The sequence below is a fragment of the Stieleria magnilauensis genome (genome assembly GCA_007753675.1).
Lineage (GTDB): Bacteria > Planctomycetota > Planctomycetia > Pirellulales > Pirellulaceae > Stieleria > Stieleria magnilauensis.
Genome location: CP036432.1, coordinates 6351007 through 6372774, shown reverse-complemented (window position 1 = coordinate 6372774; position 21768 = coordinate 6351007). Strand labels below are relative to the sequence as shown.

Annotated in this window: 18 protein-coding genes; 13 read left to right on the top strand and 5 right to left on the bottom strand. The window is 55.5% G+C overall.

The annotated features are described in order from the left end of the window. The first annotated feature begins 118 nt into the window (after positions 1–118). Complete coding sequence (locus TBK1r_RS22750) at positions 119–1396, top strand: TolC family protein (protein WP_419580290.1); 1278 nt, start codon at positions 119–121, stop codon at positions 1394–1396. A gap of 32 nt (positions 1397–1428) precedes the next feature. Here the strand turns inward: TBK1r_RS22750 and TBK1r_RS22745 are convergent, their stop codons facing one another. Both TBK1r_RS22745 and TBK1r_RS22740 read right to left on the bottom strand, forming a co-directional pair. Next, positions 1429–1707, bottom strand: coding sequence for a hypothetical protein (locus TBK1r_RS22745; protein ID WP_145215867.1), 279 nt, complete (start codon positions 1705–1707; stop codon positions 1429–1431). 12 nt (positions 1708–1719) lie between these two features. Beyond that, positions 1720–2022, bottom strand: coding sequence for a hypothetical protein (locus TBK1r_RS22740; RefSeq protein ID WP_145215864.1), 303 nt, complete (start codon positions 2020–2022; stop codon positions 1720–1722). A gap of 103 nt (positions 2023–2125) precedes the next feature. Here TBK1r_RS22740 and TBK1r_RS22735 point away from each other — a divergent pair, with 103 nt between their 5' ends. From TBK1r_RS22735 to TBK1r_RS22690, 10 genes are all read left to right on the top strand, one after another. Further along, entirely contained in the window at positions 2126–3640 is a 1515-nt protein-coding gene (locus tag TBK1r_RS22735) for an efflux RND transporter periplasmic adaptor subunit (protein ID WP_145215861.1), read from the top strand. Positions 3641–3714: 74 nt separating this feature from the next. Then, the gene (locus tag TBK1r_RS22730; RefSeq protein WP_145215858.1) at positions 3715–7083 is read left to right on the top strand and encodes an efflux RND transporter permease subunit; all 3369 of its coding nucleotides are present in this window, start codon (positions 3715–3717) and stop codon (positions 7081–7083) included. Between the two features lie 177 nt (positions 7084–7260). Further along, positions 7261–7626 (top strand): IS66 family insertion sequence element accessory protein TnpA, encoded by a 366-nt coding sequence (gene tnpA / locus TBK1r_RS22725; RefSeq protein WP_145207909.1) that lies wholly within the window; start codon positions 7261–7263, stop codon positions 7624–7626. Beyond that, positions 7623–8036, top strand: a complete 414-nt coding sequence (gene tnpB / locus TBK1r_RS22720) for an IS66 family insertion sequence element accessory protein TnpB (RefSeq protein ID WP_145207907.1) — start codon at positions 7623–7625, stop codon at positions 8034–8036. Before tnpA ends, tnpB begins: the two co-directional genes overlap by 4 nt. Before the next feature lie 108 nt (positions 8037–8144). Then, positions 8145–10325, top strand: coding sequence for a recombinase family protein (locus TBK1r_RS22715; protein WP_145207905.1), 2181 nt, complete (start codon positions 8145–8147; stop codon positions 10323–10325). 313 nt (positions 10326–10638) lie between these two features. Further along, a complete protein-coding gene (tnpC, locus tag TBK1r_RS22710) occupies positions 10639–12267 on the top strand; it encodes an IS66 family transposase (protein ID WP_145215856.1) in 1629 nt (542 codons plus the stop codon). Continuing rightward, positions 12267–12557, top strand: a complete 291-nt coding sequence (locus TBK1r_RS22705) for a hypothetical protein (protein WP_145207901.1) — start codon at positions 12267–12269, stop codon at positions 12555–12557. Before tnpC ends, TBK1r_RS22705 begins: the two co-directional genes overlap by 1 nt. A gap of 318 nt (positions 12558–12875) precedes the next feature. Further along, the gene (locus TBK1r_RS22700; protein ID WP_419580289.1) at positions 12876–13298 is read left to right on the top strand and encodes a hypothetical protein; all 423 of its coding nucleotides are present in this window, start codon (positions 12876–12878) and stop codon (positions 13296–13298) included. Continuing rightward, positions 13288–13893, top strand: coding sequence for a hypothetical protein (locus TBK1r_RS22695; RefSeq protein WP_419580288.1), 606 nt, complete (start codon positions 13288–13290; stop codon positions 13891–13893). The genes TBK1r_RS22700 and TBK1r_RS22695 overlap by 11 nt, the downstream gene beginning before the upstream one ends. Before the next feature lie 424 nt (positions 13894–14317). Beyond that, positions 14318–15751, top strand: coding sequence for a TolC family protein (locus TBK1r_RS22690; RefSeq protein WP_145215853.1), 1434 nt, complete (start codon positions 14318–14320; stop codon positions 15749–15751). 209 nt (positions 15752–15960) lie between these two features. Here the strand turns inward: TBK1r_RS22690 and TBK1r_RS38955 are convergent, their stop codons facing one another. Next, positions 15961–16107, bottom strand: a complete 147-nt coding sequence (locus tag TBK1r_RS38955; protein WP_419580287.1) for a hypothetical protein — start codon at positions 16105–16107, stop codon at positions 15961–15963. Between the two features lie 52 nt (positions 16108–16159). Between TBK1r_RS38955 and TBK1r_RS22685 the strand changes: the two genes are divergently transcribed. Then, positions 16160–17143 carry an efflux RND transporter periplasmic adaptor subunit gene (locus tag TBK1r_RS22685; RefSeq protein WP_419580286.1) on the top strand — a complete coding sequence of 328 codons (984 nt, stop codon included), beginning with the start codon at positions 16160–16162 and terminating at the stop codon, positions 17141–17143. Next, positions 17140–20277, top strand: a complete 3138-nt coding sequence (locus tag TBK1r_RS22680) for an efflux RND transporter permease subunit (protein ID WP_145215847.1) — start codon at positions 17140–17142, stop codon at positions 20275–20277. Before TBK1r_RS22685 ends, TBK1r_RS22680 begins: the two co-directional genes overlap by 4 nt. Here the strand turns inward: TBK1r_RS22680 and TBK1r_RS22675 are convergent, their stop codons facing one another. Both TBK1r_RS22675 and TBK1r_RS22670 read right to left on the bottom strand, forming a co-directional pair. Beyond that, positions 20278–20772, bottom strand: coding sequence for a GtrA family protein (locus tag TBK1r_RS22675; RefSeq protein WP_145215844.1), 495 nt, complete (start codon positions 20770–20772; stop codon positions 20278–20280). Next, positions 20772–21758 carry a DUF1207 domain-containing protein gene (locus tag TBK1r_RS22670; RefSeq protein ID WP_145215841.1) on the bottom strand — a complete coding sequence of 329 codons (987 nt, stop codon included), beginning with the start codon at positions 21756–21758 and terminating at the stop codon, positions 20772–20774. The genes TBK1r_RS22675 and TBK1r_RS22670 overlap by 1 nt, the downstream gene beginning before the upstream one ends. Between the last annotated feature and the right edge of the window lie 10 nt (positions 21759–21768).

Below are 21768 nucleotides of genomic sequence, written 5' to 3'. Positions count from 1 at the left end.
TGAAGTTGTCGTTATCTCCAATACACCCGCAAAACGCCGAGGGTTTCGAGTTTTTTCAATTTTTCACCATCAAGCGTTCGCTTGATTGAGGGCTAGTTCAGCAAGCGAGTCGCCCAACGTGACGCAAGTCGGTTTCGACGAATTCGTCACTGAGGCGGAACAGCTGACTGTGACTCAGACAGAGCAGGCCTTCGGTACGACTGTTGAAATCAGCGACAATGTTTCATTGCTAAACACTGGCGGACTCAGCCTATCCGATGCGGAGTCTCTCGCGGTGGCATCGCATCCGGCACTCGCCGAGGCGAGGTCGAAGGTCGAGTCGATCCGTGGCCAGTATGTTCAAGCCGGCTTGCCGTACAATCCGGTCGTGCAATATCAGTCGGACGAAATCGGCAACGACAACGCAAGCGGTTTGCATTCGCTGAGCGTTTCGCAACAGTTCGTCACTGCGAACAAACTTGGTATCGCACAGCAAGTACAAGCCCAGGCGATGCAAAAACAAAAGGCACAGATGCAAGCGACCGAACTAAGAGTGTTGACGCGAGTTCGCGCTGCTTTCGCTCAAGCCTTAATTGCCCAACAACGCGTCAAGCTGACTCGGAAAATCGTGGAGCTGGCGGAGAAGTCAATTGCGTCGGTCGAGTCCCTGGTCGAGGCCCAGGAGGTGTCCAAAGTCGCCCTGTTGCAGGCTCGCGTTGAGGCCGAACAAGTACGTATCACTGCCGAAAATGCCGAGACCCAACTGGAAGCAAATCGTCGCGAGCTGGCGGCAGCAACCGGTGCGGGCACGCTTCCCACCGGACCGCTGGTCGGTAACATCAGCGATGGACTGACTCAGTCACCCTGGGAGCAACTCCTTAGCGACGTCACAACAGCGAGTCCCGAAATGGCGGAAGCCGGCTCGGAGCTGGAACGAGCAAGATGGGCCTTGCAATTGGCTTGCGCGCAAGTGACACCCAATATCACCGGTCAAATCGGCGTTGGCGTTGATACAGCGACCGATGACACCTTCGCAAGAATCGGGGTTAGCATGCCGCTGCCGATTCGCAATCGCAATCAAGGGGGTATCCGCACGGCACGCGCAGACATCGCAGCTGCATCAGCCGCGATCGACCGAACACGTCTGAGCCTCCAATCGAGGCTCGCCGAAGCTTTGGGCCGCTACGAGACCGCACGTCAACGGTACGAACGAATCAACAATAACGTGCTGGCGAACGCCCAAGAAACATACGAACTATCGCAGAAAGCCTTCAACGCCGAGCAAACCGGCTATCTGCAATTACTTACGGCTCAGCGAACACTGTTCAACACGCAGCTAAACGCATTAGACAGTGCTGCCCAGGCAAAACGAGCGATTGCTGAAATCGAGGGCTTGCTGGTGACGATCGCGAACTAGAGAGGATGGGACAAACTGGAGCGGTTTCCGCTTTACCATTTCCCGTAAACAGCCGATAATAAATACGACTTCAATCCTAGGAAAACACCTGCGTGACCACCGCGTGCAAACTTCTTACCGTCGCAGCAATGTTGCTGCACTCGATATTCGGGTGTAGTCTTCATCATGCCTGCGCGTGTGAGTCGCATGGGCACGGCGCACATCAACATGTCGCAGAGGTCGAAGATGTCAACGCGTGCGATCACGATCACGCCAGCCATCATCACGACGACGGCTGTCATGACGACCATCAGGATGCCGACGATGGCCAAGACGCCGCAGAATCATTGGTAAGAATCGGCTGCGACTGTTGCGAGAAAACGCCCTGCGAACATGGTGATTCGCCTTGTTGCTCCGTAGTTCAGTGCAGCTTCATTCCTGTCAGTGACGTTGAGTTCTCGCTTGATGTCGGACCAGTTCTGTTTGTACTCGTTGACATTGATTCGTCTTTTAAGGAGTCGCTTCGAGCCAGGAAGCTTGTCGATATCGGCACGTTTCATTCTGGTGTTGACGACCCACTCTCCCGGTGCGCGCTGCACTGTTCTTGGCAGATTTGAGACGGCGATAACCTCGCCGCTTGAAATCATTCTTCACTGCCATCGCTCGTGATTGCGGAAACGCATGCAATCGTTGATATGCGTCAGCGTTTGTCAATATCGCCTGCGTGTAGCCTTACCGGAATTTGTACTTATGCCTGCGCTAAAAGAATGGCTTGCGCGTTTACGCGCGGCTTCTATCACTGTCATTGCCATCTTGCTGACTGTCACTGTCGGTGTCTTCGCACTCACTGACCTGCCGGTCCGTTTTGGACTCGTCGACGCGCCGCCAGCGGAAGCGGAGGACGATCACGCGGGTCACGATCACAGTGCGCAGGGCAACGATCCCCATGCGGGGCACGATCACGCGGGACACTCCGAAGCCGAGTCGGTTGAGCTTAGCAATCAGGCGCGAACCAACATGAGACTCCGCACTGCGGCGGTCGCAGTCGGGGTGTACACGAAATACATCGAAGTCCCCGGTGTAATAACGGATTGGCCGGGACGAACGCATGTTGCCGTCACATCGCCGCTAACCGGCGTGCTGAATTCGATCTTGATCTCACGCGGCGAATTGGTGAAGAGCGGAACGCCACTGTTCACGTTGCGACTGACTCACCAAGACCTCGTCAACACACAAGAAACATTTCTGACAAAGTTGGGTGAGCTGGACGTCGAAGAGGCCGAGATCAACCGACTCTCCTCGGTCGCGAGTTCCGGTGCAATAGCGGGCAAAACACTCCTCACTCGGAAATACGAGCGCGACAAGCTGATGGCAGGCGTTCGGGCGTCTCGTCAAGCAATGTTGCTACACGGTCTAACGGAACAGCAAATCATCAGTATCGAGCGTTCACGGGTGCTGGTGCGCGAAATCACCGTCTACGCACCGACGCTTCACGCAGATCACTCGTTGCACCACGAGTCCCTTGGCCAAGCCAACGCTCGACTTTCGGATTCTTCAAGTGAACGATACGCGTCCATGCTGCAACCGCCGGTACCCGCCGCGCATCCCCGGCACATCGACTCCGAGTTTCTTGTCACCGAGCTGAATGCTCGCCGCGGTGAGTCAGTCAGCGCGGGCGAAGAGCTGGCTCAACTCTCGGACTTCAGTCAAATCTTGATCGAGGGCCACGCGTTTCAGCGCGACGGCAAAGCACTCAGGTTGGCGGCCGACACGGGCGCCGACGTGCAAGCGGTGATCGATTCGTCCGGTGACGGCCCTGATGTGGTCGGCGGACTTAAGGTCGTCTACATCGGCACCGAAGTGGGACGCACGTCGAGGGCGCTGCCTTTCTACGTCGCGATCGCCAACAAAGCCGAACGTGCCGAGCAGCGTGGTGACCGGCGCTACGTCAGCTGGCAATTCAAACCAGGGCAACGACTCACGGTAAGACTTCCCATCTCGCGAGTCGACAATGCGATCGTCGTACCCAAGGACGCTGTCGCCGAAGAAGGCTCTGAGCGATACCTGTTCGTAGAAAACGGAGACCATTTTGATCGCATTCCGGTCGCTGTCGTCGCGCGGGATTCGATCACCGTGGCGATTGCTAACGACGGGCAGGTTTGGCCAGGCCAATCAATCGCTGTCAGCGGCGCCCATCAATTGCAAATGGCACTCAAGAACAAGTCGGGCGGAGCAATCGATCCGCACGCTGGACACAACCATTGATTGTAGGACGAACCGTACGTCGCAATCCATACATAGCTCTCTTTAGGTAACGGAATGAATTCCGTTCTACGACCATGCTTGACAGAATTATTTCGTTTTCGCTCAACAATCGGCTGATCATCCTCGCGATGGCGGCGATCATGTTGGGCGTTGGAACGTGGCAAACGACGAAGTTGCCAATTGACGTGTTTCCGAACTTGAATCGGCCCCGTGTCGTCGTCATCACCGAAGCTCCCGGGATGGCGCCCGAGGAAGTCGAGGCGTTAATCACGTTTCCACTTGAAACTGCATTCAACGGCGCAAGCGGCGTCGAAGCCGTCCGAAGCAGCAGCGGTATTGGACTTTCGGTGATCTATGTCGAATTTGAGTGGAACACCGACATTTACAATGACCGGCAGGTCGTCAATGAACGTCTTCAACTAGCCGCTGAACAACTTCCCAATGGCGTCAAGCCGACGCTCGCGCCTATCTCGTCCATCATGGGACAAATCCTCATGTACGGCATGTGGAGCGAAGGTGGGAAAACGCAGCCGATGGAAGTCCGTACGCTTGCCGACTGGGTTGTTAGGCAACGATTGCTGACAATTCCAGGAGTGTCCCAGGTCTTTACGATGGGCGGAGGGCGAATGCAATACCAAGTGCTCGTCGATCCCGATGCGTTGCGTTCGTTTGGTCTGACAATGGACGATGTCCACACGGCAGTCACCGAATCGAACCTTAACGCGACCGGCGGATATCTGGACGAACGAGGCGCCAACGAGCTACTGGTTCGCGGTCTCGGTCGAATCACCAGTCTGGAAGATTTGCGCGAGATCGCGATCACCATGCGGGAAGATCGACCCATCACGTTGGCTGATGTCGCCCGTGTCGTCGAAGGTCCTCAAGTCATGCGAGGTGATTCGTCCGCCTTCATTCGCGGCGAGGATGGCAAAATCGAAGGCGGTCCAGCGGTTGTGCTGACGATCAACAAACAGCCTGGTAGTGACACGCGGGCCGTTGATATGGCGATCGCCCAAGCACTGGAAGAGTTGAAGGTTGCGCTGCCAGACGATATACGTATCGCCAACGTCTACTCACAGCGTTCATTCATCGACCGAGCGATCGAAAACGTGGTCGAAGCACTCGCCGATGGTGGCGTGCTCGTACTGGTCATTCTGTTTCTGTTTTTGCTGAACTTCCGCACGACCTTCATCACACTCACCGCGATTCCGTTGTCGATCATCGCGACGGCGTGTGTGTTTGCCGCATTCGGGCTTTCCATCAACACCATGACGCTAGGAGGCTTGGCCGTTGCGATCGGCGAGCTGGTCGATGACGCGATTGTCGATGTTGAAAACATTTTCCGGCGGCTCAAAGAGAATCGGCACTCTGACAATCCAAGACCGACACTCAGAGTGGTTTACGACGCCAGTATCGAAGTGCGAAGCAGCGTCGTGTTCGGTACCGCGATCGTGGTACTCGTTTTCATTCCACTGTTCGCTCTCGAAGGAATGGAAGGCAAGCTGTTTGTGCCCTTGGCAATGGGCTATGTCGTCTCGCTCATCGCATCCCTGGCCGTTTCGTTGACCGTGACGCCCGTGCTAGCATCCTTGCTGTTGGTTGGCCGCAAATTCTGGCAAGTAGTGGTGCCGCTGTTGGCGTTCGGCATTTCGGCTCTAACGATGTTTTGGGTCGTGCCTCGCGCCGTCGATATCCTTCACTTGCCGTTCGGACTTCCGGGCAATCCGTTGTGGTGGGCGATCGTTGGAACACCCGTGATCTGGATGGGAATTCAGGCACTCGAGCTGTTACTGGGCGGCGAAGATGCGGAGGAAGGTCGACTGCTAGAAGGTCTGAAAGGCATCGCCGGGCTCGCGATCAGCTTTAGCACGCGTTTACCAGGGCCAGTACTTGGTGTCGCCGGCGTCCTTGTCGTGTTTGCCGTAATCGCAGTTTCTCGGTTGGAACGCGACTTCTTGCCACCGTTCAATGAAGGTGCCGTTCAAGTCAATGCGTTGCTTGCACCTGGCACATCACTGGCCACAAGCAACGAGATCGGACAGGCCGTTCAACGACGCTTGATGGAAATCGAAGACGTTAAGTCGATCGCTCGCCGAACTGGTCGCGCGGAGCTGGACGAACATGCGGAAGGTGTCAACGTTACGGAACTGTTTCTCGAAATCGCTGATGACGCTGATCGCGAGAAGACGATCGACGAAGTCCGTCATGCGATGGAAGAGATTCCGGGCGTCGTTTCTAGCACCGAACAACCTCTTGCTCACTTGATCAGCCATATGATCTCAGGAGTGAAGGCTCAAATCGGAATCAAATTGTATGGCGATGACTTGGACGTCCTCCGAAACAAAGCGGAAGAGATGAAGCAGCGGATCGCCGGCATCGAGGGTCTTGCTGATGTGATGATCGAACAGCGGACCAATATTCCCCAACTGCGAATCGAGTTGAATCGCAAAGCATTGACGCAAAATGGACTTCGCCCGGCCCAGGTGATGGAGTTGGTCGAGACGGCAATGAATGGGCAAGTCGTCAGCCAAGTGCTCCTCGGTCAACGCACCTTCGACTTGATGGTGCGGCTTGACGAACCCTTTCGCGAGGACGTATCGAAACTCGAACGCTTGGCTGTTCCACTGCCAGACGGAGGTTTCGTGCCGCTCGATTCTGTTGCGAACGTATATGAAAGCGGCGGCCCCAACATGATCAAACGCGAGCAGGTCCGTCGACGAATTGTGCTGCAGGCGAACGTATCTGGCCGCGGCGTCGTCGATGTTGTTGGCGACATCAAGGCTGAACTAGCGGACATGGAGCTAGAACCTGGGTACTTCTTGGAGTACGGCGGCCAATTCCAGAGCCAGCAATCAGCCTCCCGAAGATTGACTGTTCTTTCGGGCGTCGCGCTCATAGGGATGTTCCTCGTCTTGTACACACTGTTCCAGAACGTCAACTTCTCACTGCAGGTGTTGGTTGCCCTGCCGACAGCGTTCATCGGAGCGGTTGCCGCGCTAATCATCACTGACCAGAACCTGACCGTCGCAGCAATGGTCGGATTCATTTCACTTTGTGGAATCGCTAGTCGCAACGGCATCCTGCTGCTGAATCACTACATCCACCTCGTCGAACACGAAGGTGAATCGTGGACGCGGGAGATGGTGAAGCGAGCGGGCCAGGAACGCATGGCTCCCGTCTTGATGACGGCACTGACCAGCGGCATCGGTTTGCTTCCGTTGGCGTTAGCAGCAGGCGAACCAGGAAAAGAAATTTTGTATCCCATCGCCACCGTCATCGTCGGTGGCCTTTTAACGAGCACGCTGGCCGAGTTTTTCGTTCGGCCCGCATTGTTTTGGACCATCGGCCGAGGTGCCGGTAAACAAATCTTGGCAGATAAGTCTTCGCAATCTCTGGGGACCGATTCAGAAGTGGGCACCGTGCCCGATTCGATACCAACGTAGCCGCGTGAAGTTCACGATTCTACGTTTCCATCAACGGTTCGACACTGAGGTTGAGCCAGAATATTCCAGGAAGGAAATCAAGATGTTGAAAATGAAAACTATCGGTAAGCGTTCTATCTGCCCATGTTGACCGTTTGGTTAGCGTGAGGGGTTTCTTTCCACTTTCAGGAGAAACCCATGCCGCAGTTCCCCAATCCGCAGCTCGCACAGCAGTGGCGTGACCGCATTGAACGGTTCGCCCAATCCGGTCTGACCGTCGCAGATTTTTGTGATCGCGAAGGCTATTCGGTCGCCTCCTTCTATCAGTGGCGACGGAAGTTGCGATCCTCCGTTCCCGATCGCCCAACGGGCCCCGGCGATCGACCGGCCTCCTTCGTCGCGGTTGAGCTTCAGCCCAACGCGATGGAAGCGTCGCAGCTGAACGACCTGAAGATTGAATTGCCTGGCGGGGCTGTTGCTTGCCTCGACGGGAACGCCACCGACGAGCAGCAACGCAGGCTGATTAAGAACATCGTCGAAGCTCTCAGCGAGGTGGCATCGTGATCGCACTTGCACCCACCACGCGGATCTTTGTCTACACCGAGGCGACCGATATGAGGAAGAGTTTCAATGGCTTGTCCGGGCTCGTCAAAGAGCATTTCCAGGTCGACTTGTTCTCCGGTCATCTGTTCGTCTTTTTCAACCGCCGGCGCGACTATGTCAAGATTCTGATGTGGGACTGCGATGGCTTGGCTCTCTGGTCTAAGGCCCACGAGCCAGAACACCCCCGTTTCAAAGTCTTTACAAAAGTCGCAAGAACCAATAGTTTCAGCGTTTTCGCTACTTCAGCTTGCGACATGGATCGAAAAGACCTTTCCAGAAGAACACGGAGGAACGAAATGCCAGCAAAACAAAAAAGGGGGACAGCGCGCCCACCACAGCAGCCCGGCGGCCGCAAACAACATTGCGTCTGACGGAGCTTTGGGAAGCTCTTCCAGACGAACAGAAGAGAAAGGCAGCACGGGCACTCGTGCAAATCGTGGACAACGCGTTAGCGGCTCTACCGGAAAAGGAGGCCGATCATGAACGCGATTAAGACCACAGCAATTTGCGATTACAACGATGACAAGCAGAGTGTGTCGCTGCTTGGAAAGTTTTCTTCAAAGGTGCAAGATCGACATCTCTGCAAACTTGCAGTTGTCTACGTTCGACAGTCCACGCAGCGCCAAGTTGTCGAAAACCGGGAATCGCGTGAGCGTCAATACGGCCTAGTTAATCGCGCCGAACAACTCGGGTGGGCTCAAGAGAGAATCCTCGTCATTGACGACGACCAAGGGATCAGTGGCAGCTCGGCGGATAATCGACCTGGGTTTCAACGACTGATGACGGAAGTTTCCCTCAAGCATGTTGGAATCGTGTTGGGGCTGGAACTCAGTCGCCTATCGCGGTCTTGTAAAGACTGGCATCATCTCATCGAAGTCTGCGGGGTGTTTGGTGCGCTGCTTGGAGATGAAGACAGTATTTACGATCCTCTCGATTCAAACGATCGGCTCCTCCTGGGAATGAAGGGTGCGATGAGCGAGTTCGAATTGGTGACTATCAAGAACCGGCTGACACGTGGTGTGCAGAATAAAGCTGCGCGCGGCGAACTGATTCTTTCAGTGCCAATCGGATACGTCAAATTGTCTGGTGGCGAAGTTGTGAAAGACCCTGATGAACAAGCTCGATCGATGGTTGAACTTGTTTTCGAGAAGTTTGAAGAAACGGGTTCGGCTTACGGCGTATTTCGATATCTTGCCGATAATCAATTAAAAATGGGATTTCGCCTCCACAAGGGGCCCCGTCGAGGCGAACTTGAGTTTCGTTTGCCAACATCAGCTCGCGTGCTCAACATTTTGAAGCACCCCATCTATGCCGGTGCCTATGGCTACGCAATGCGACGCAATTGCAAGATGCATCGGAACGTCGACAATCTCAATGAGAAGGGTTGGTTCTTATCGCCGGAAGACATGGGCGTCTGCCTCAGAGACAGAATGCCCGCGTATATCACGTGGGACCAATATCTCGCTAACCAAGCGAAGCTTCAAGAAAATCGTTCGACGCGGAAAAGCAAGGGAATTCCGAGGCGTGGGGACGCGTTGCTTGCTGGGTTGGTGAGATGCGGACGTTGTCACAGGCAAATGATCACGTCTTATAAGACCGATAAATTGCCGTCGTATTGCTGCGATGAGTTCGTGCGAAACCAGACTCTTGAAGGATACTGTGGTCGCCTCGCTGCGAAGTGGATCGACGAGCTTGTTTCATCACAAGTGCTTCGAGCTGTTGCGCCCGCAGCGATCGAACTGAGCGAAGCAGCGACGAAAGAAATCGAAATCGAGAGACAACATCTACATCGACAGTGGAACTTGAAGATCGAACGCGCTCAGCAAGAATGCGATCGGGCAAGACGTCGATATGAAGCTGTCGAACCCGAGAATCGACTTGTCGCACGGACTTTGGAGTCAGACTGGGAGGCCCTACTGATCGACCTTCAAAACATTGAGGATGACTACGAGCGGTTCAAGTCGACTTCTCCAATTCAACTCAGCGATCAAGAGAAACTGCGGATCAAGTCTCTGTCATCATCTGTCCCTGAAGTCTGGAGGGCGGAAAGCACAACGAACGAACATCGCAAAATCATCATTCGCTGTCTCGTCGATCAAGTCATCTTGACGATCGAGGATGGCACTGAAAATGTTGATGTAACCATTCTCTGGCAAGGTGGTTTTCGGAGTCAACATGCGATCTGCAAAGCGGTTGGATCATACTCACAACTAAGTGACTACGAACAGCTCTGCAAACGAATTGAGGAACTTCACCGGCAAGGGCTTCACCATCGAGAGATTGCAGCTCAACTTAATGAAGAAGGATTTCGCACAGCTCGCAGGCGCGGGAAGTTCACGACGCAAAATGTGGGAGACTTGATACGGCGTTTGAACCTACGTGGAGAATTGTTTCGCGATGGCATGCTCGGCAAAGATGAATGGTGGATTCCAGATCTGGCTGACAAGCTTGGCGTCATTCAGCAGAAGGTCCACTACTGGGCCAGGCAAGGCTGGGTTCACTCGCGGCGGACGCCCACAGGGAAGCACTGGATTGTCTGGGCCGATCGAGAAGAACTGCGCAGACTTCGGAAACTCAAGAAGCTGCATGGGTCGTACATCGCCAAAAATCATCCAGTCTTGGTCACGCCGAAAGACCGACCGTCCGATCCTGATTCATAAGCACTTCGAATTCATTCTCGCCAACTTCTTTTATGGAACCAAAACAGGGATATCCTGATGTCTGAATCAAGCGACTCGAAAGTGGAAGCTTCGAAAAGATTGTTTCCGCAGAGCATGGCAGCTTCGAGATCGACTCGGCCGGCCTGGTTATGATGCTCCGCGGTGTGCAGATCGAAGGTTCGCAACGACGCAAACGCTACTCGATCGACCTTCCCGAAGCGGCGTGAGTTAGTCGAGCAAGTCTTTTTGAAAAGGATCAACGCAAGGCCCAATAGAGCCTTGCGTTTTTTGTTTCGATGGCGATAACAACTGCATGGCTGCTTCGGAAAACAAAGACGACTTGCAGAGCGTGTTGAGGCTCAACGCGGAGCTGATCGAAACGGTTGAGCGACTGCAGAAAGCCAACGAACAACTCCGCGAAGAATTGAACCTCTATCGCCGCAAGTTGTTCGGCAGATCCTCCGAGCGGCACGTCGAAGATGACTCGCAGTTGCATCTGTTCGACTTAGGTGAGCAGCAAGTCGAGGTTGACGATGCTGAAGGCGATGAAGAAAGCCAGCCACGCCGGCGTCGTCGCAAGAAGAAGTCCGAGAAGCTACCGGACCATCTCAAACGCAAGGTCATTGAGGCAGACGTTCCGGCCGAACAGCGAATCTGTCCTTGCTGTGGTGACGAGATGCCGATTGTGGGCACCGACATCAGCAATCGACTGGATTTCATTCCGGCAGAGTTTTTCATTTGGGAGATCCATCGCCACAAACGCGCGTGCTGCAAGTGCAAAGAATCGATCGCTCAGGTGCCCGCCGGTGAGGAGCCCTGCGGAATGACAACTCCGATCCCCGGCAGCGATTATGGCTTCGGTGTTTACACGCAACTGATCGTCAACAAGTTCGCCGATCATCTACCGCTCTATCGCGGAGAAGACATCTTCGCCCGCGCCGGGATGCTGATCCCTCGTAACACGCAGTTTGGAATGCTGGCGAACATCGCGGCAATGGCCGGTGTGTTGGTGGAACTGATGAAGTCGCGAATCGTTTCGGGCGACGGGCTGGGTGTGGATGATACGTCGGTTCGGCTGCAGGACCCCAGCTTGCCGGGCAAGATGCGGACTGCACGATTCTGGCTGTATCGAGGCCGTGAGGATCATCCGTATAACGTGTTCGACTTCACGGAAAGCCGAGGGCGCGACGGCCCGGCAAAATTCCTTCGTGATTTTCACGGCCACGCGGTGGTCGATGCTTATGGAGTCAACGACGGAGTCTATCTGGGAGCACAGGATCAAATCTTTGCCGCGTGCTGCAATGCGCACGCACGTCGAAAGTTCGTCGAAGCCAAGCCGAACGACCCGGTCGCCGCTGCGCGGGCACTGGCGTTTTACCGTGGCCTGTACAAGGTTGAGGATCGCGCCCGAGAAGCTTCGCCGGCCGAGCGTCTGGAACTGCGTCAGAACGAGTCAGTGCCGATCATGAACGATCTGCATGACTGGTTGCTGCAGATGAACGGTGATCGGCGAGTCCTTCCGAAGAGCTCGATCGGCAAGGCAGTGCGTTATGCGTTGAACCAGTGGGATGAGTTGTCGGTGTTCCTTGGCGACGGCGCGATTCCGATTGACAACAACGCGACTGAAAACGAACTTCGCCGCTTGACGATCGGTCGAAAGAACTGGTTGTTCGTTGGGTCCAACCGAGGAGGCCGAGTGGCGGCGACGATGTATAGCATGGTGTCTTCGGCGGCCCGGCATCACCTGGCTGTTTGGGCCTACGTAGACGATTGCCTCCGGCAGTTGGCAAGTGGCAGCACAGATTACGAACGCCTACTTCCAGACGTGTGGCGCAAGGAACACCCTGAGTCGATCCGTCCGTACCGCGACGCCGAGCAGAAGGCGCGACGCTTGACCACACAGCAACGTCGAGTGCGTCGCCGCGAGGCGAGGGTGGCGTGATGGCGAACCTGACCGAGCGAATCCAACTGACGCGCGAACATCGCGACTTGATCCTGAAGTACGGCTACGTCTCAGGCCGCTTGGAAGCGTCGCTGCGTCGTTGGCCGAAGGGTCAAGCGATTCGCCGAGTGGGAATGACTCGGGTAGAGCTGCAGTGGCTCATCGGCGACCTGAGCCACTCGTGCGTCAAAGGCAAAGCGGGTACCGATGTTGAAGCGGTCGCTGACCTGTGCGACCACCTTGAGTACGCCCAGCAAACCGGCGACGGGGACCTGGACATGATGTGGTGAAATGCATCAGCTCGCTTCCGTTAGGGCGCACCCGAAATCAGACGTGATGGCGAGCAAGGCTATCGCCAGCTTCAGGGATCTTCTGGCCGTGGGTTACCAGCGATGAGACCGCGAAAGCGTTTTGATCTCTCGTGGCCCGTGGTGGATCGATAGACGCCTGACTCCCTCGTGGCGTGCGATGCGTGATCCAGTGGGTTTTTCTATTAGTAAAAGACCGAATCGCTCGACCGCACTTCGCGCCGCCCCTTGGGAGTCGAGCGGAAGTAGAGCTCAGAGACACCCCAGTGAGATCAAAACGCAGCATCAGTGGCAGCGCCGATGAACTGCGTGCTGGAGACATGGGAAGCGGCGGCTACCGAATTGACGGGGCGACGATTGGCCGTCGGCAGCTTCCCCCGCCACCAAGGCCACCCTGGGCAGATAGAACGCTTACTCGCCGCCGCCTCGATTACCGGAACGTCGGCAACCGCGGCCGACCCATCGGGTGCTGCATCGGAAGTCGTCGAGTACCGACTCGCGGTATGGAAAACCACTCATGCCGAAGGCGCGCAGGCGGACAGGCTCGTAAAGACGCTCAAGACATTGCGCTGCGAAGTCAAAGTCGGCTTACATGGCGGCCACACTGATGTGAAGTATCGCTGGGAAAACTGGCAATCACTCGCACTCAAGGATCACAAAACCGCGCACCAGTGGGAATCATGGTTGAAGAAGTACGGCTTCCAGACCAAGCATGTTCACTAGAGTTTTACCAATAGACCTGTTCTGCGTCCCTCCTTTTCCTGATGAGATCACTATGAAAACCGCACTGACCTGCCTGTCGATTTTTGCTTTGACAATCGTTTTCGTTGGGTGCAAAAGCTCCACCGATGAATCCACAGACGTAAACACGGACTCGGCCGCTGTATCGGACGCGCCAATCATCATGGATGAAATGCCGCCAATGTTGGACGGCGCGCACGGCCATCCAGAGCACGGACCACACGGTGGCGAACTCGTCGAACTTGGCAAGGAAGACTTTCACGCAGAACTCGTGCACGGGGACGGAGGCATTTCTATGTACGTGCTGGATGGATCGGCGACGAAGATGGTACCAATCCCCTCCGAAAAGCTGGTCGTCAGCTTAAAACACGATGGCCAAGTGGCGACGTTCGACTTGGCCGCTAATCCCGAGGCAAATGACGCTGCCGGACGCACCGCGAGATTCACATCCACCGACGCCAAACTCGACGAGTGGCTAGACGCCGGTGCCGAGGGAGCAGTGGTGATTCAGATCGAAGGCAAGTCCTACACCGGCAAGATTGCCCACGATCACGACCACGCCGGCCACAACCACTGACATAATCGAACGTCGTCGGTTATTGCAACCGAAGGCCAGGTCTCCGGTTCGCAGCCAACCAGCCCGCGGACCGGGGGCCGCTTTTCCACGACTCGAATTGGTCGACAACGCGTTGCAGATTGGCGTTATCAGGCGATCACCGGAAATGAAATCCACTTGGTTCGTCTCGAATTCCAAGGTGAGCTTGCTGGTGTTAGAGGTTCGGAATACTGAGTTGCCGGGAGAGACCATTGGATGACAAATTACGAACAGCTTAGTAATTTGCGCGGATTTTTCCGACGGCATTCGCCTTGCTGGTCATTCCGGGTGGCGAAGCATTTCGGGCCATATCGAGGTTTCTGGTTGTAGTCAGCGTTTCCGTCGATCTTTAGAAACAGGTTATTCGCACTTTGCGAATGCGCAATGTTTTACCGTGTGAACTGATATGTCTACCACGTCTTGCTACGATCCGCTGATTACTGCGGCTTTGCTATCAATACTAATGATCGTCGGTGGTTGCCAGACACCGAACGCATGCTGTGACCCGAATTTGGTTTCACGCGAGTTGGCGATGCGGACTGGTGCGGCGATGGAGAAGGTCGCGCCGAAGTGCACGAAAATTCCTGACAACGTGATTCTGGATGACGGTTTGGACGAAGACGAGGCTGTCCTAACAGCGCTCTCCAATAATTCGGCTTTTCAAGCGACGCTGGCACAACTTGGCATGGCTGGTGGCGATGCGAAGCAAGCGACGTTGTTGGCGAACCCGCAGTTCTTGACGTACTTGCCAGCGGGTGCGAAAGAAGGTCAGTACACGCTCTTCGCTCCGATTGAATCTTACCTGCTGCGGCCCATTCGGGTCGATGTTGCGAACCGCGAGTATCGTCGCGTCGGCGAGCAGTTGGTACAGAACGGCTTGAACTTGTCACGGGATGTTCGTGTTGCTTACGTCGATTGGGCGCTCGCCCAGCGGCAAGCCGACCTAGCAGCGGAAGCAAAGTCGATTCGCGATTCGATTTTGCAGTTGACAACGAAACGTTTGGACAAAGGCGACATCAGCGAGCTGGAAACGATCGCTGCGAAAGTTGACTCGCTGAATGCGAAAGCTTCGCTGGGCGTCCAGCGGAACGCGGTCAATATCGCGGAAGCACGTGTGGCAACTTTGATCGGGCTGCCGGAATTGGGGCAGCCGCTATTGCCCGGACCACTGCCGGTGCCGATGTTGCCGGCGCAAAGCGAGGAAGAGCTTGTGCAGCAGGCGATCGCGAGTCGTCCTGATCTTCAAGCCGCAAAGTGGTCGGTTGCGGCAGCACGCCAGCGATCTTCGCTTTCGCGTTGGCTATGGTTGCGGCTGGACGGAGTTTTAGATGTCCGCTCCGGTAACAATTACACACGTACGGGCACGGGTTTACGATTTGATATCCCAATTTTCAATCGTAACCAAGGCGGGATCATGCGAGCCGACTGGGAACGCAACGCGGCCCAGCACAATCATGACGCAATCTCTGACCAAATCACACAAGACGTTCGCACGGCATATCGGCAACTGCAGCAAGCCTACAAAAACCTCACCATCCTTCGGGATGATGTCGAACCGGCACTGGTTGAAGCTTTAGGAATTGCTCAAAAGGGATACGAGGATGGGGGGGCGGACTACCTGCTGGTGCTGCAGACGACCACCCAATACCTGACCGCTCGCGGCCAACTTCTGGACCAGCAAGCCGCCTGTTGCCGAGCGTTGGCGGAGTTGGAGCGAAGCGTCGGTCGCCCAGTGATCGCTCCGATCAGCGGGCCGGCCATCACCTCGAACGTGATCGAGTTCTCTGGGCTAAATGAGAATCTGATGAGAGAACACCTCGAACTCTCAGAAACGAACTAGAATGGTTAGACGTTCTGTTTGCACTGGGATTCACCCGCTGTAACAACAGTCAGGGCAGCCCTTCCCACCAAAGATCAACTCACTGTGCCGACTCGATATTCCATCGCATGTTTGACTGTGCTATTTCTCTGCGCCGCCGTCGTCGGCTGTGGGCCAGCGTCGAAATCAAAATCCGAGAAAGTCGCACCGGCGAAAGTCGAAATGGTGCCTCACGAGACGGAATTGGCGACGCTGACTCTGACATCCGCGGCAACTAGCCGGCTTGGTATCACCACTGCGGCCACACAACGCAGACAAGTCGCTCGCCATCGCACGCTGGCCGGTGAGGCGATCGTGCCATCAAATCGCTCGATCATTGTTTCGACTCCTGTTTCTGGAGTCATCGCAGCAGCTGGCGATAAGTTTCCTATGCCCGGCAGCAAAGTAGCTGCGGCCGAATCGCTGTTGATTCTCAAACCGATGCTCTCGCCCGAACGAGACGTTCCGACGCCCGCGGAACAGGTGCAGATGACCGGTGCGAAGGCGAACCTGATGACAGCACTGGTGACCGCGCAAGGCGAAGTACAACGAAGCATCTCGGAAATCGAGGGACTCACCATTGCCCGCGACCGTGCAGAGAAGTTACTGGCCGACCGCGCGGGAAGCCGCAGAGCCTTTGACGACGCAGACGCGCAGCTCAACATCGCCAACTCAGTTCTCGCCGCAGCCAAGCAACGCGAGAAAGAACTGAACGCACTGCTCAAGTCGCTTGACACGTCAAACGAAACAGGAGTCAGCGAACCTGCATCGCCATTGACATTGACCGCACCGATCGGTGGCATCGTTCGCAGTATCAACGTCTCGGAAGGACAAACGGTAGCAACCGGAGCACCGCTGTTTGAAGTCGTGAACTTGGACACGATTTGGATACGCGTTCCGGTTTATGTCGATTTGCTAACGACGTTGAAAAGCGACCAAGATGCAAACCTCGTTTCACTCGGCGGAAAATCGCTCAGTTCAAGTGCCAATCAATCAAATTCTAGCCCTACGGTTGCAAAACCAATCGCGGCACCACCCACTGCCGACGCCGCTAGTTCGTCAGCCGACTTGTATTACGAAGTCGACAATCGGGAAATCGGACTGCGACCCGGTCAGCGGATTGGCGTTGACGTCCCGATGACCAGCATTACCGAAGCACTTGTCGTGCCGACTGCTGCGGTGTTGTACGACATCTACGGCGGGACGTGGGTGTACGTTGAAGCCGACGAATCAAAATACATGAGGCACCGAGTGTTGTTGGAATGGGTCGACGGAGACGATGCAATTCTCTCGGACGGACCAGCCGAAGGAACAAAAGTCGTCGTGGATGGAGCCGCAGAACTTTTCGGCACCGAATTTGGAGCTGGTAAGTGACCTGGCTCATTAAAACGTCGCTTCGACTGCGACTGCTCGTTGTCATCGCCGCCGTGATTCTTGTCATCCTTGGTATTCGCACGGCTGGCGAAGTCCCTTTGGATGTCTTTCCTGAATTCGCGCCGCCGCTGGTCGAGATTCAAACCGAAGCCCCAGGCATCTCGACCGAAGACGTCGAAGCGCTGATCACTGTCCCGATCGAAAACGCGGTTAACGGTATCCCATTCGTTCAAACCGTTCGCTCGAAGTCCGTCCTTGGACTTTCGAGCGTTCGCATGATCTTTGACCCCGGCACGGACCTTAAAGACGCTCGGTTGTTCGTCCAAGAACGGCTCGCGTTGGCCGCACCTCAGTTGCCGATGATCGCGAAACCGCCCGTCATTCTGCCGCCGCTATCGTCACTCAGTCGTTGTTTGAAGATCGGCTTGTGGTCGGATACTCAAGACCAGATGCAGATGACGTCGCTGACCAAGTGGACGATCCGGCCGCGACTGATGGGAATCTCTGGAGTCGCCAACGTGGCAGTCTGGGGCGAGAAGGACCCGCAGTTGCAAGTCGTCGTTGACCCCATTCTGTTGAACGCTCACGGCATCACGCTTGACGCTGTCTTGCAAACCGTCCGCGATGCGACCGCGGTCGGTTCGGGCGGATTCGTCGACACGCCCAATCAACGACTCGCCTTGCGTCATGTCCCCGCCGTCTACACGCCTGAACAACTGGGCGAAATATCGATCCAAAGCACTTTGGCTGCACGCAACGTTACGCCGACCGTTGCTCGCTCTACCAGCGGCACACCCCTACGACTGCGTGATGTCGCCGAAATCAACTTTGATCATGCGCCACCCATCGGCGACGCCATCATCAACAGTCGTCCCGGTTTGCTTCTGATCGTCGAAAAGCAGCCTTGGGCGAACACGCTCAATGTGACCCGTGATGTCGAAAGGGCAATGGCGGAACTCCAACCCGCAATGGGCGTCGTTCACTACGACACCACCATCTTTCGCCCTGCAACCTTCATCGAGCGATCACTCGGCAACCTCAGCCATTCGATGCTGCTGGGCTGCGTTCTAGTTATCGTCATACTTTTACTGTTCTTGTTCGACTGGCGGTGTGCCGTCATCAGTGCCACGGCGATCCCGCTGTCGTTGATCGCCGCGATGCTCGTGCTGTACTATCGTGGCGGAACGATCAACACCATGGTCCTGGCGGGATTGGTGATTGCACTTGGCGAAGTCGTCGATGACGCGATCATCGACGTTGAGAATATCATCCGTCGCTTGCGACTCAACGCGACCTCCGATTCGCCTCGTTCGGCTTTTCGAGTCGTCTTCAAAGCGTCAATGGAAGTCCGCAGTGCAGTCGTGTACGCCACGATCATCGTCGTGCTCGCGTTCTTGCCAGTCTTCTTTTTGACCGGACTCGCCGGCGCCTTCTTCAAACCGCTCGCCGCGTCTTACATCTTGGCAATCCTCGCGTCGTTGGTCGTTGCGTTGACTGTGACGCCTGCGATGTCATTGATCTTGTTGCCGGCGTCAGCACGCAAACGACATACCGATGGGCCGCTGGTTTGTTTCTTCAAGTCGGTCTATCGCAAAGTCCTCAGCGGAGCCATCCGGTTGCGTTGGGCAACGCTGCTAATTGCCGGTCTGATTCTGATGTCGATCGGCAGCACCGTCATGATGCTCGGTGAACAGTTGATGCCAAAGTTTCGCGAGACCGATTTCTTGATGCACTGGGTCGAAAAACCGGGGATCGGGATCGACGCGATGGATCGAATCACACTGCGAGCAAGCGAAGAGATGATGGCGGTTGATGGCGTCCTTAACTTTGGATCACACATCGGACGCGCCACTGTGGCGGATGAAGTCGTCGGTCCGAACTTTACTGAACTCTGGATCAGCATCGACGAGAACGCTGACTACGACAAAACCGTCAACGATGTGCAAACGATCGTCGACGGCTATCCCGGCCTGTACCGCGATCTGCTGACTTATTTGACCGAGCGCATCAAAGAAGTTCTGACGGGAACCAGCGCGTCAATCGTTGTTCGCGTTTTTGGTCCCGACATGGACGAATTGCGAGATCGTGCAGCGGCAGTACAAGCCCAAATCAAACCGATCGAAGGCGTGACGACCCTTAAAGTCGAACCACAAGTCCTCGTTCCGCAAATCTCCGTCAACTTGCGTCCCGACGCGGCGGCCCAGTTCAGTATCGCGCCCGGTGTCTTGATGCGAAACGTATCGACATTGGTGAATGGGATGCAAGTCGGCGAAATCTACAAGGATCAAAACATCTTCGGTGTCATCGTTCGCGGCGAGACTGGCTTGCATAGCGATTTGCGAACACTTAGCGAACTGATGATCGACACGCCTTCGGGTGCTCAAGTGCCCCTCAGTACGATCGCGGATTTGGCAATCGTTCCGGCACCGAACGAGATCAAACGCGAAGCCGCCTCTCGCCGGATTGACATTACGTGCAACGTCGATGGCCGCGACCTAGCGTCTGTCGCTAGAGACATTGAAGCCGCCGTCTTGAAAAACGTCGACTTCAAGACCGGCTATCACCCCGAATTTCTTGGCGAATACGCCGAAGCCAAAGCATCACGCAATCGTTTGCTGCTCCTTTCTCTCGCGTCAATCATCGCCATCGCCGTGATTCTGTACATCGACTTCCAATCATGGAAGCTCGTGCTGCTGATCTTGCTCACATTGCCACTGGCATTGATGGGTGGAGTTTTGGGCGTCCATCTTGCTGGCGGGATCATTTCACTTGGTTCGTTGGTCGGGTTCGTTACCGTTCTGGGCATCGCCGCCCGCAACGCGATCATGCTCATCAGCCACTACCGCCACCTCGCCACCGAAGAAGGCGTCACCGACCGACGCGAGCTGATCCTGCGAGGAGCCGAAGAACGTTTAGCCCCAATCATGATGACCGCGCTGACCACCGGACTGGCATTGGTGCCGTTGGTCGTCAGCGGAGAAATTCCTGGTCAAGAAATCGAATACCCAATGGGATTGGTCATCCTCTGTGGCCTGGCAACTGCAACCGCTGTCAATCTCATCATCCTTCCCATCATCTGCAGTTTCTCCGCCGCCGGCAATGCATTGCAGCAAACACTCGTCGCGGACAGATAGTTAGTTCTTGAAGATGACCAGTTTTCGGAAGACGAAGTTAATCACCGTTGCGACGATGATGCACGTGATTGCTGCGAGATGGGTCGACATCCCGAAGTCGCCGATCAATGATCGACCGAGCATCAGGCCAATGACATAGGCGGTTGTTGAGATGGCAAAGAATAACGCGATCTCTGTTTTGCGACTGTGTCGTCCGGGCGTGAACACCCAGCCGGCATTGAGCCAATAGCTGAAGGCGTTCGCGATGACGAACGCGGCTGTCTTGTCGACAACAAAGCGATGCGCTCGCAAATCATCACCAAAGCCGGTGTCGATACACGGCAGAACGACGTTGGCGAGGACGTAGAATATTCCCAAGTCAACGGAAGCAGAGATGACGCCTGCCAAGCCGTACTTCGCGACCTGAATCAGGAATGCCTTGTCTGCAAGCGATGCGAATTCGCGGGCAGCGCCAATTCTGATCCGCAGATCGTCTTGTGTTCTTGATATGCTCATTAGTAGTCGAACCAGACGCCGACGCCGAGGTACTCCTCGCGGCGAGTGAAAAAGGAGAATTGACTGGTAGGGCCGGCTCCGTATTGCAGACCAAATCGAATCGTGCGGTTGGAATCTGGCCCACGAAAGAGCCAGCCAAGTTGAGCGGTCGTAGAAACGTCGTAGTCGACTGCTTCACGGAAGTTCCAATTGATTGCCGCAAAAGGCGCGCCGCCTGCTGGCACTTTCGCACGCGGCGCGTACTCAATCCCGGTTTGGAATTGGTAACGTTTTGCCCCGCCCGAGGCGCGGAAAGCATTGGCCATCTCGCCATAGAGCCGAAGTGAATCGTTTGCCTGGTAGCTGGTGCCGACGATCCAAGACTCAGTGACGTAATTGACTCGCTTGAATGTCGGATTGCGAATCAGGTATTCGTCGCCGACGTGCGAACTGACGTGGAAGTAACCAAACTTCATCGCCCACGCCCCTTCGGCGGCAGTGATTTCCGTACCGAATCGGTAGTCCATCGACTCGACGTCCTCGGCGTGAAGCAAATCCAAGCGAGTGATGGCGGCGGCTTCGAGGTCCCACTGCCAGCCACGCGGACGGATTGTGTCTTGCGTGCCATACCGAATCAATCCGACTCGACCGCCCAAAGTTGCGTCCCAAAAAATGCCATCGCTGGTGTCTCCGAAGATCACCGTCGAAATGCGTGGCTCGTGAGGTGCAGCCAAATAGGAATGCCACATCAATCCGTCTGGAAGCAAATGCCAGTCACGACTTCTTGGGTTCGGTTGCGGACGAGCGGAATCGTCGCAGATTGCATCGCACTGGCTCGATGTTTGCTGGAACAGTCGATCGGCTGCTCCCATGATCGAGGGAAGTTCACCTTGTTGCGTCTTGTGTTTTGTGAGGAGGGGCGAGTCAACATCATCTCCACGTGATATCGCAGGCACCAGCAACCCGCAAACGCACACCAGACTCAGCACGCCAAATTGTTTTCCCATGACAATCACC

Bases quoted from the DNA above. Each gene is read 5' to 3' on its own strand.
- TBK1r_RS22705 (WP_145207901.1), top strand. From the start codon at position 12,267: ATGGCGAACCTGACCGAGCGAATCCAACTGACGCGCGAACATCGCGAC.
- TBK1r_RS22695 (WP_419580288.1), top strand. From the start codon at position 13,288: ATGTTCACTAGAGTTTTACCAATAGACCTGTTCTGCGTCCCTCCTTTT.
- TBK1r_RS22670 (WP_145215841.1), bottom strand. From the start codon at position 21,758: ATGGGAAAACAATTTGGCGTGCTGAGTCTGGTGTGCGTTTGCGGGTTG.
- TBK1r_RS22735 (WP_145215861.1), top strand. From the start codon at position 2,126: ATGCCTGCGCTAAAAGAATGGCTTGCGCGTTTACGCGCGGCTTCTATC.
- TBK1r_RS22740 (WP_145215864.1), bottom strand. From the start codon at position 2,022: ATGATTTCAAGCGGCGAGGTTATCGCCGTCTCAAATCTGCCAAGAACA.
- TBK1r_RS22730 (WP_145215858.1), top strand. From the start codon at position 3,715: ATGCTTGACAGAATTATTTCGTTTTCGCTCAACAATCGGCTGATCATC.
- tnpA (WP_145207909.1), top strand. From the start codon at position 7,261: ATGCCGCAGTTCCCCAATCCGCAGCTCGCACAGCAGTGGCGTGACCGC.
- TBK1r_RS22715 (WP_145207905.1), top strand. From the start codon at position 8,145: ATGAACGCGATTAAGACCACAGCAATTTGCGATTACAACGATGACAAG.
- TBK1r_RS22700 (WP_419580289.1), top strand. From the start codon at position 12,876: ATGAACTGCGTGCTGGAGACATGGGAAGCGGCGGCTACCGAATTGACG.
- tnpC (WP_145215856.1), top strand. From the start codon at position 10,639: ATGGCTGCTTCGGAAAACAAAGACGACTTGCAGAGCGTGTTGAGGCTC.
- TBK1r_RS38955 (WP_419580287.1), bottom strand. From the start codon at position 16,107: ATGATCGAGCGATTTGATGGCACGATCGCCTCACCGGCCAGCGTGCGA.
- TBK1r_RS22685 (WP_419580286.1), top strand. From the start codon at position 16,160: ATGCCCGGCAGCAAAGTAGCTGCGGCCGAATCGCTGTTGATTCTCAAA.
- TBK1r_RS22675 (WP_145215844.1), bottom strand. From the start codon at position 20,772: ATGAGCATATCAAGAACACAAGACGATCTGCGGATCAGAATTGGCGCT.
- TBK1r_RS22690 (WP_145215853.1), top strand. From the start codon at position 14,318: ATGTCTACCACGTCTTGCTACGATCCGCTGATTACTGCGGCTTTGCTA.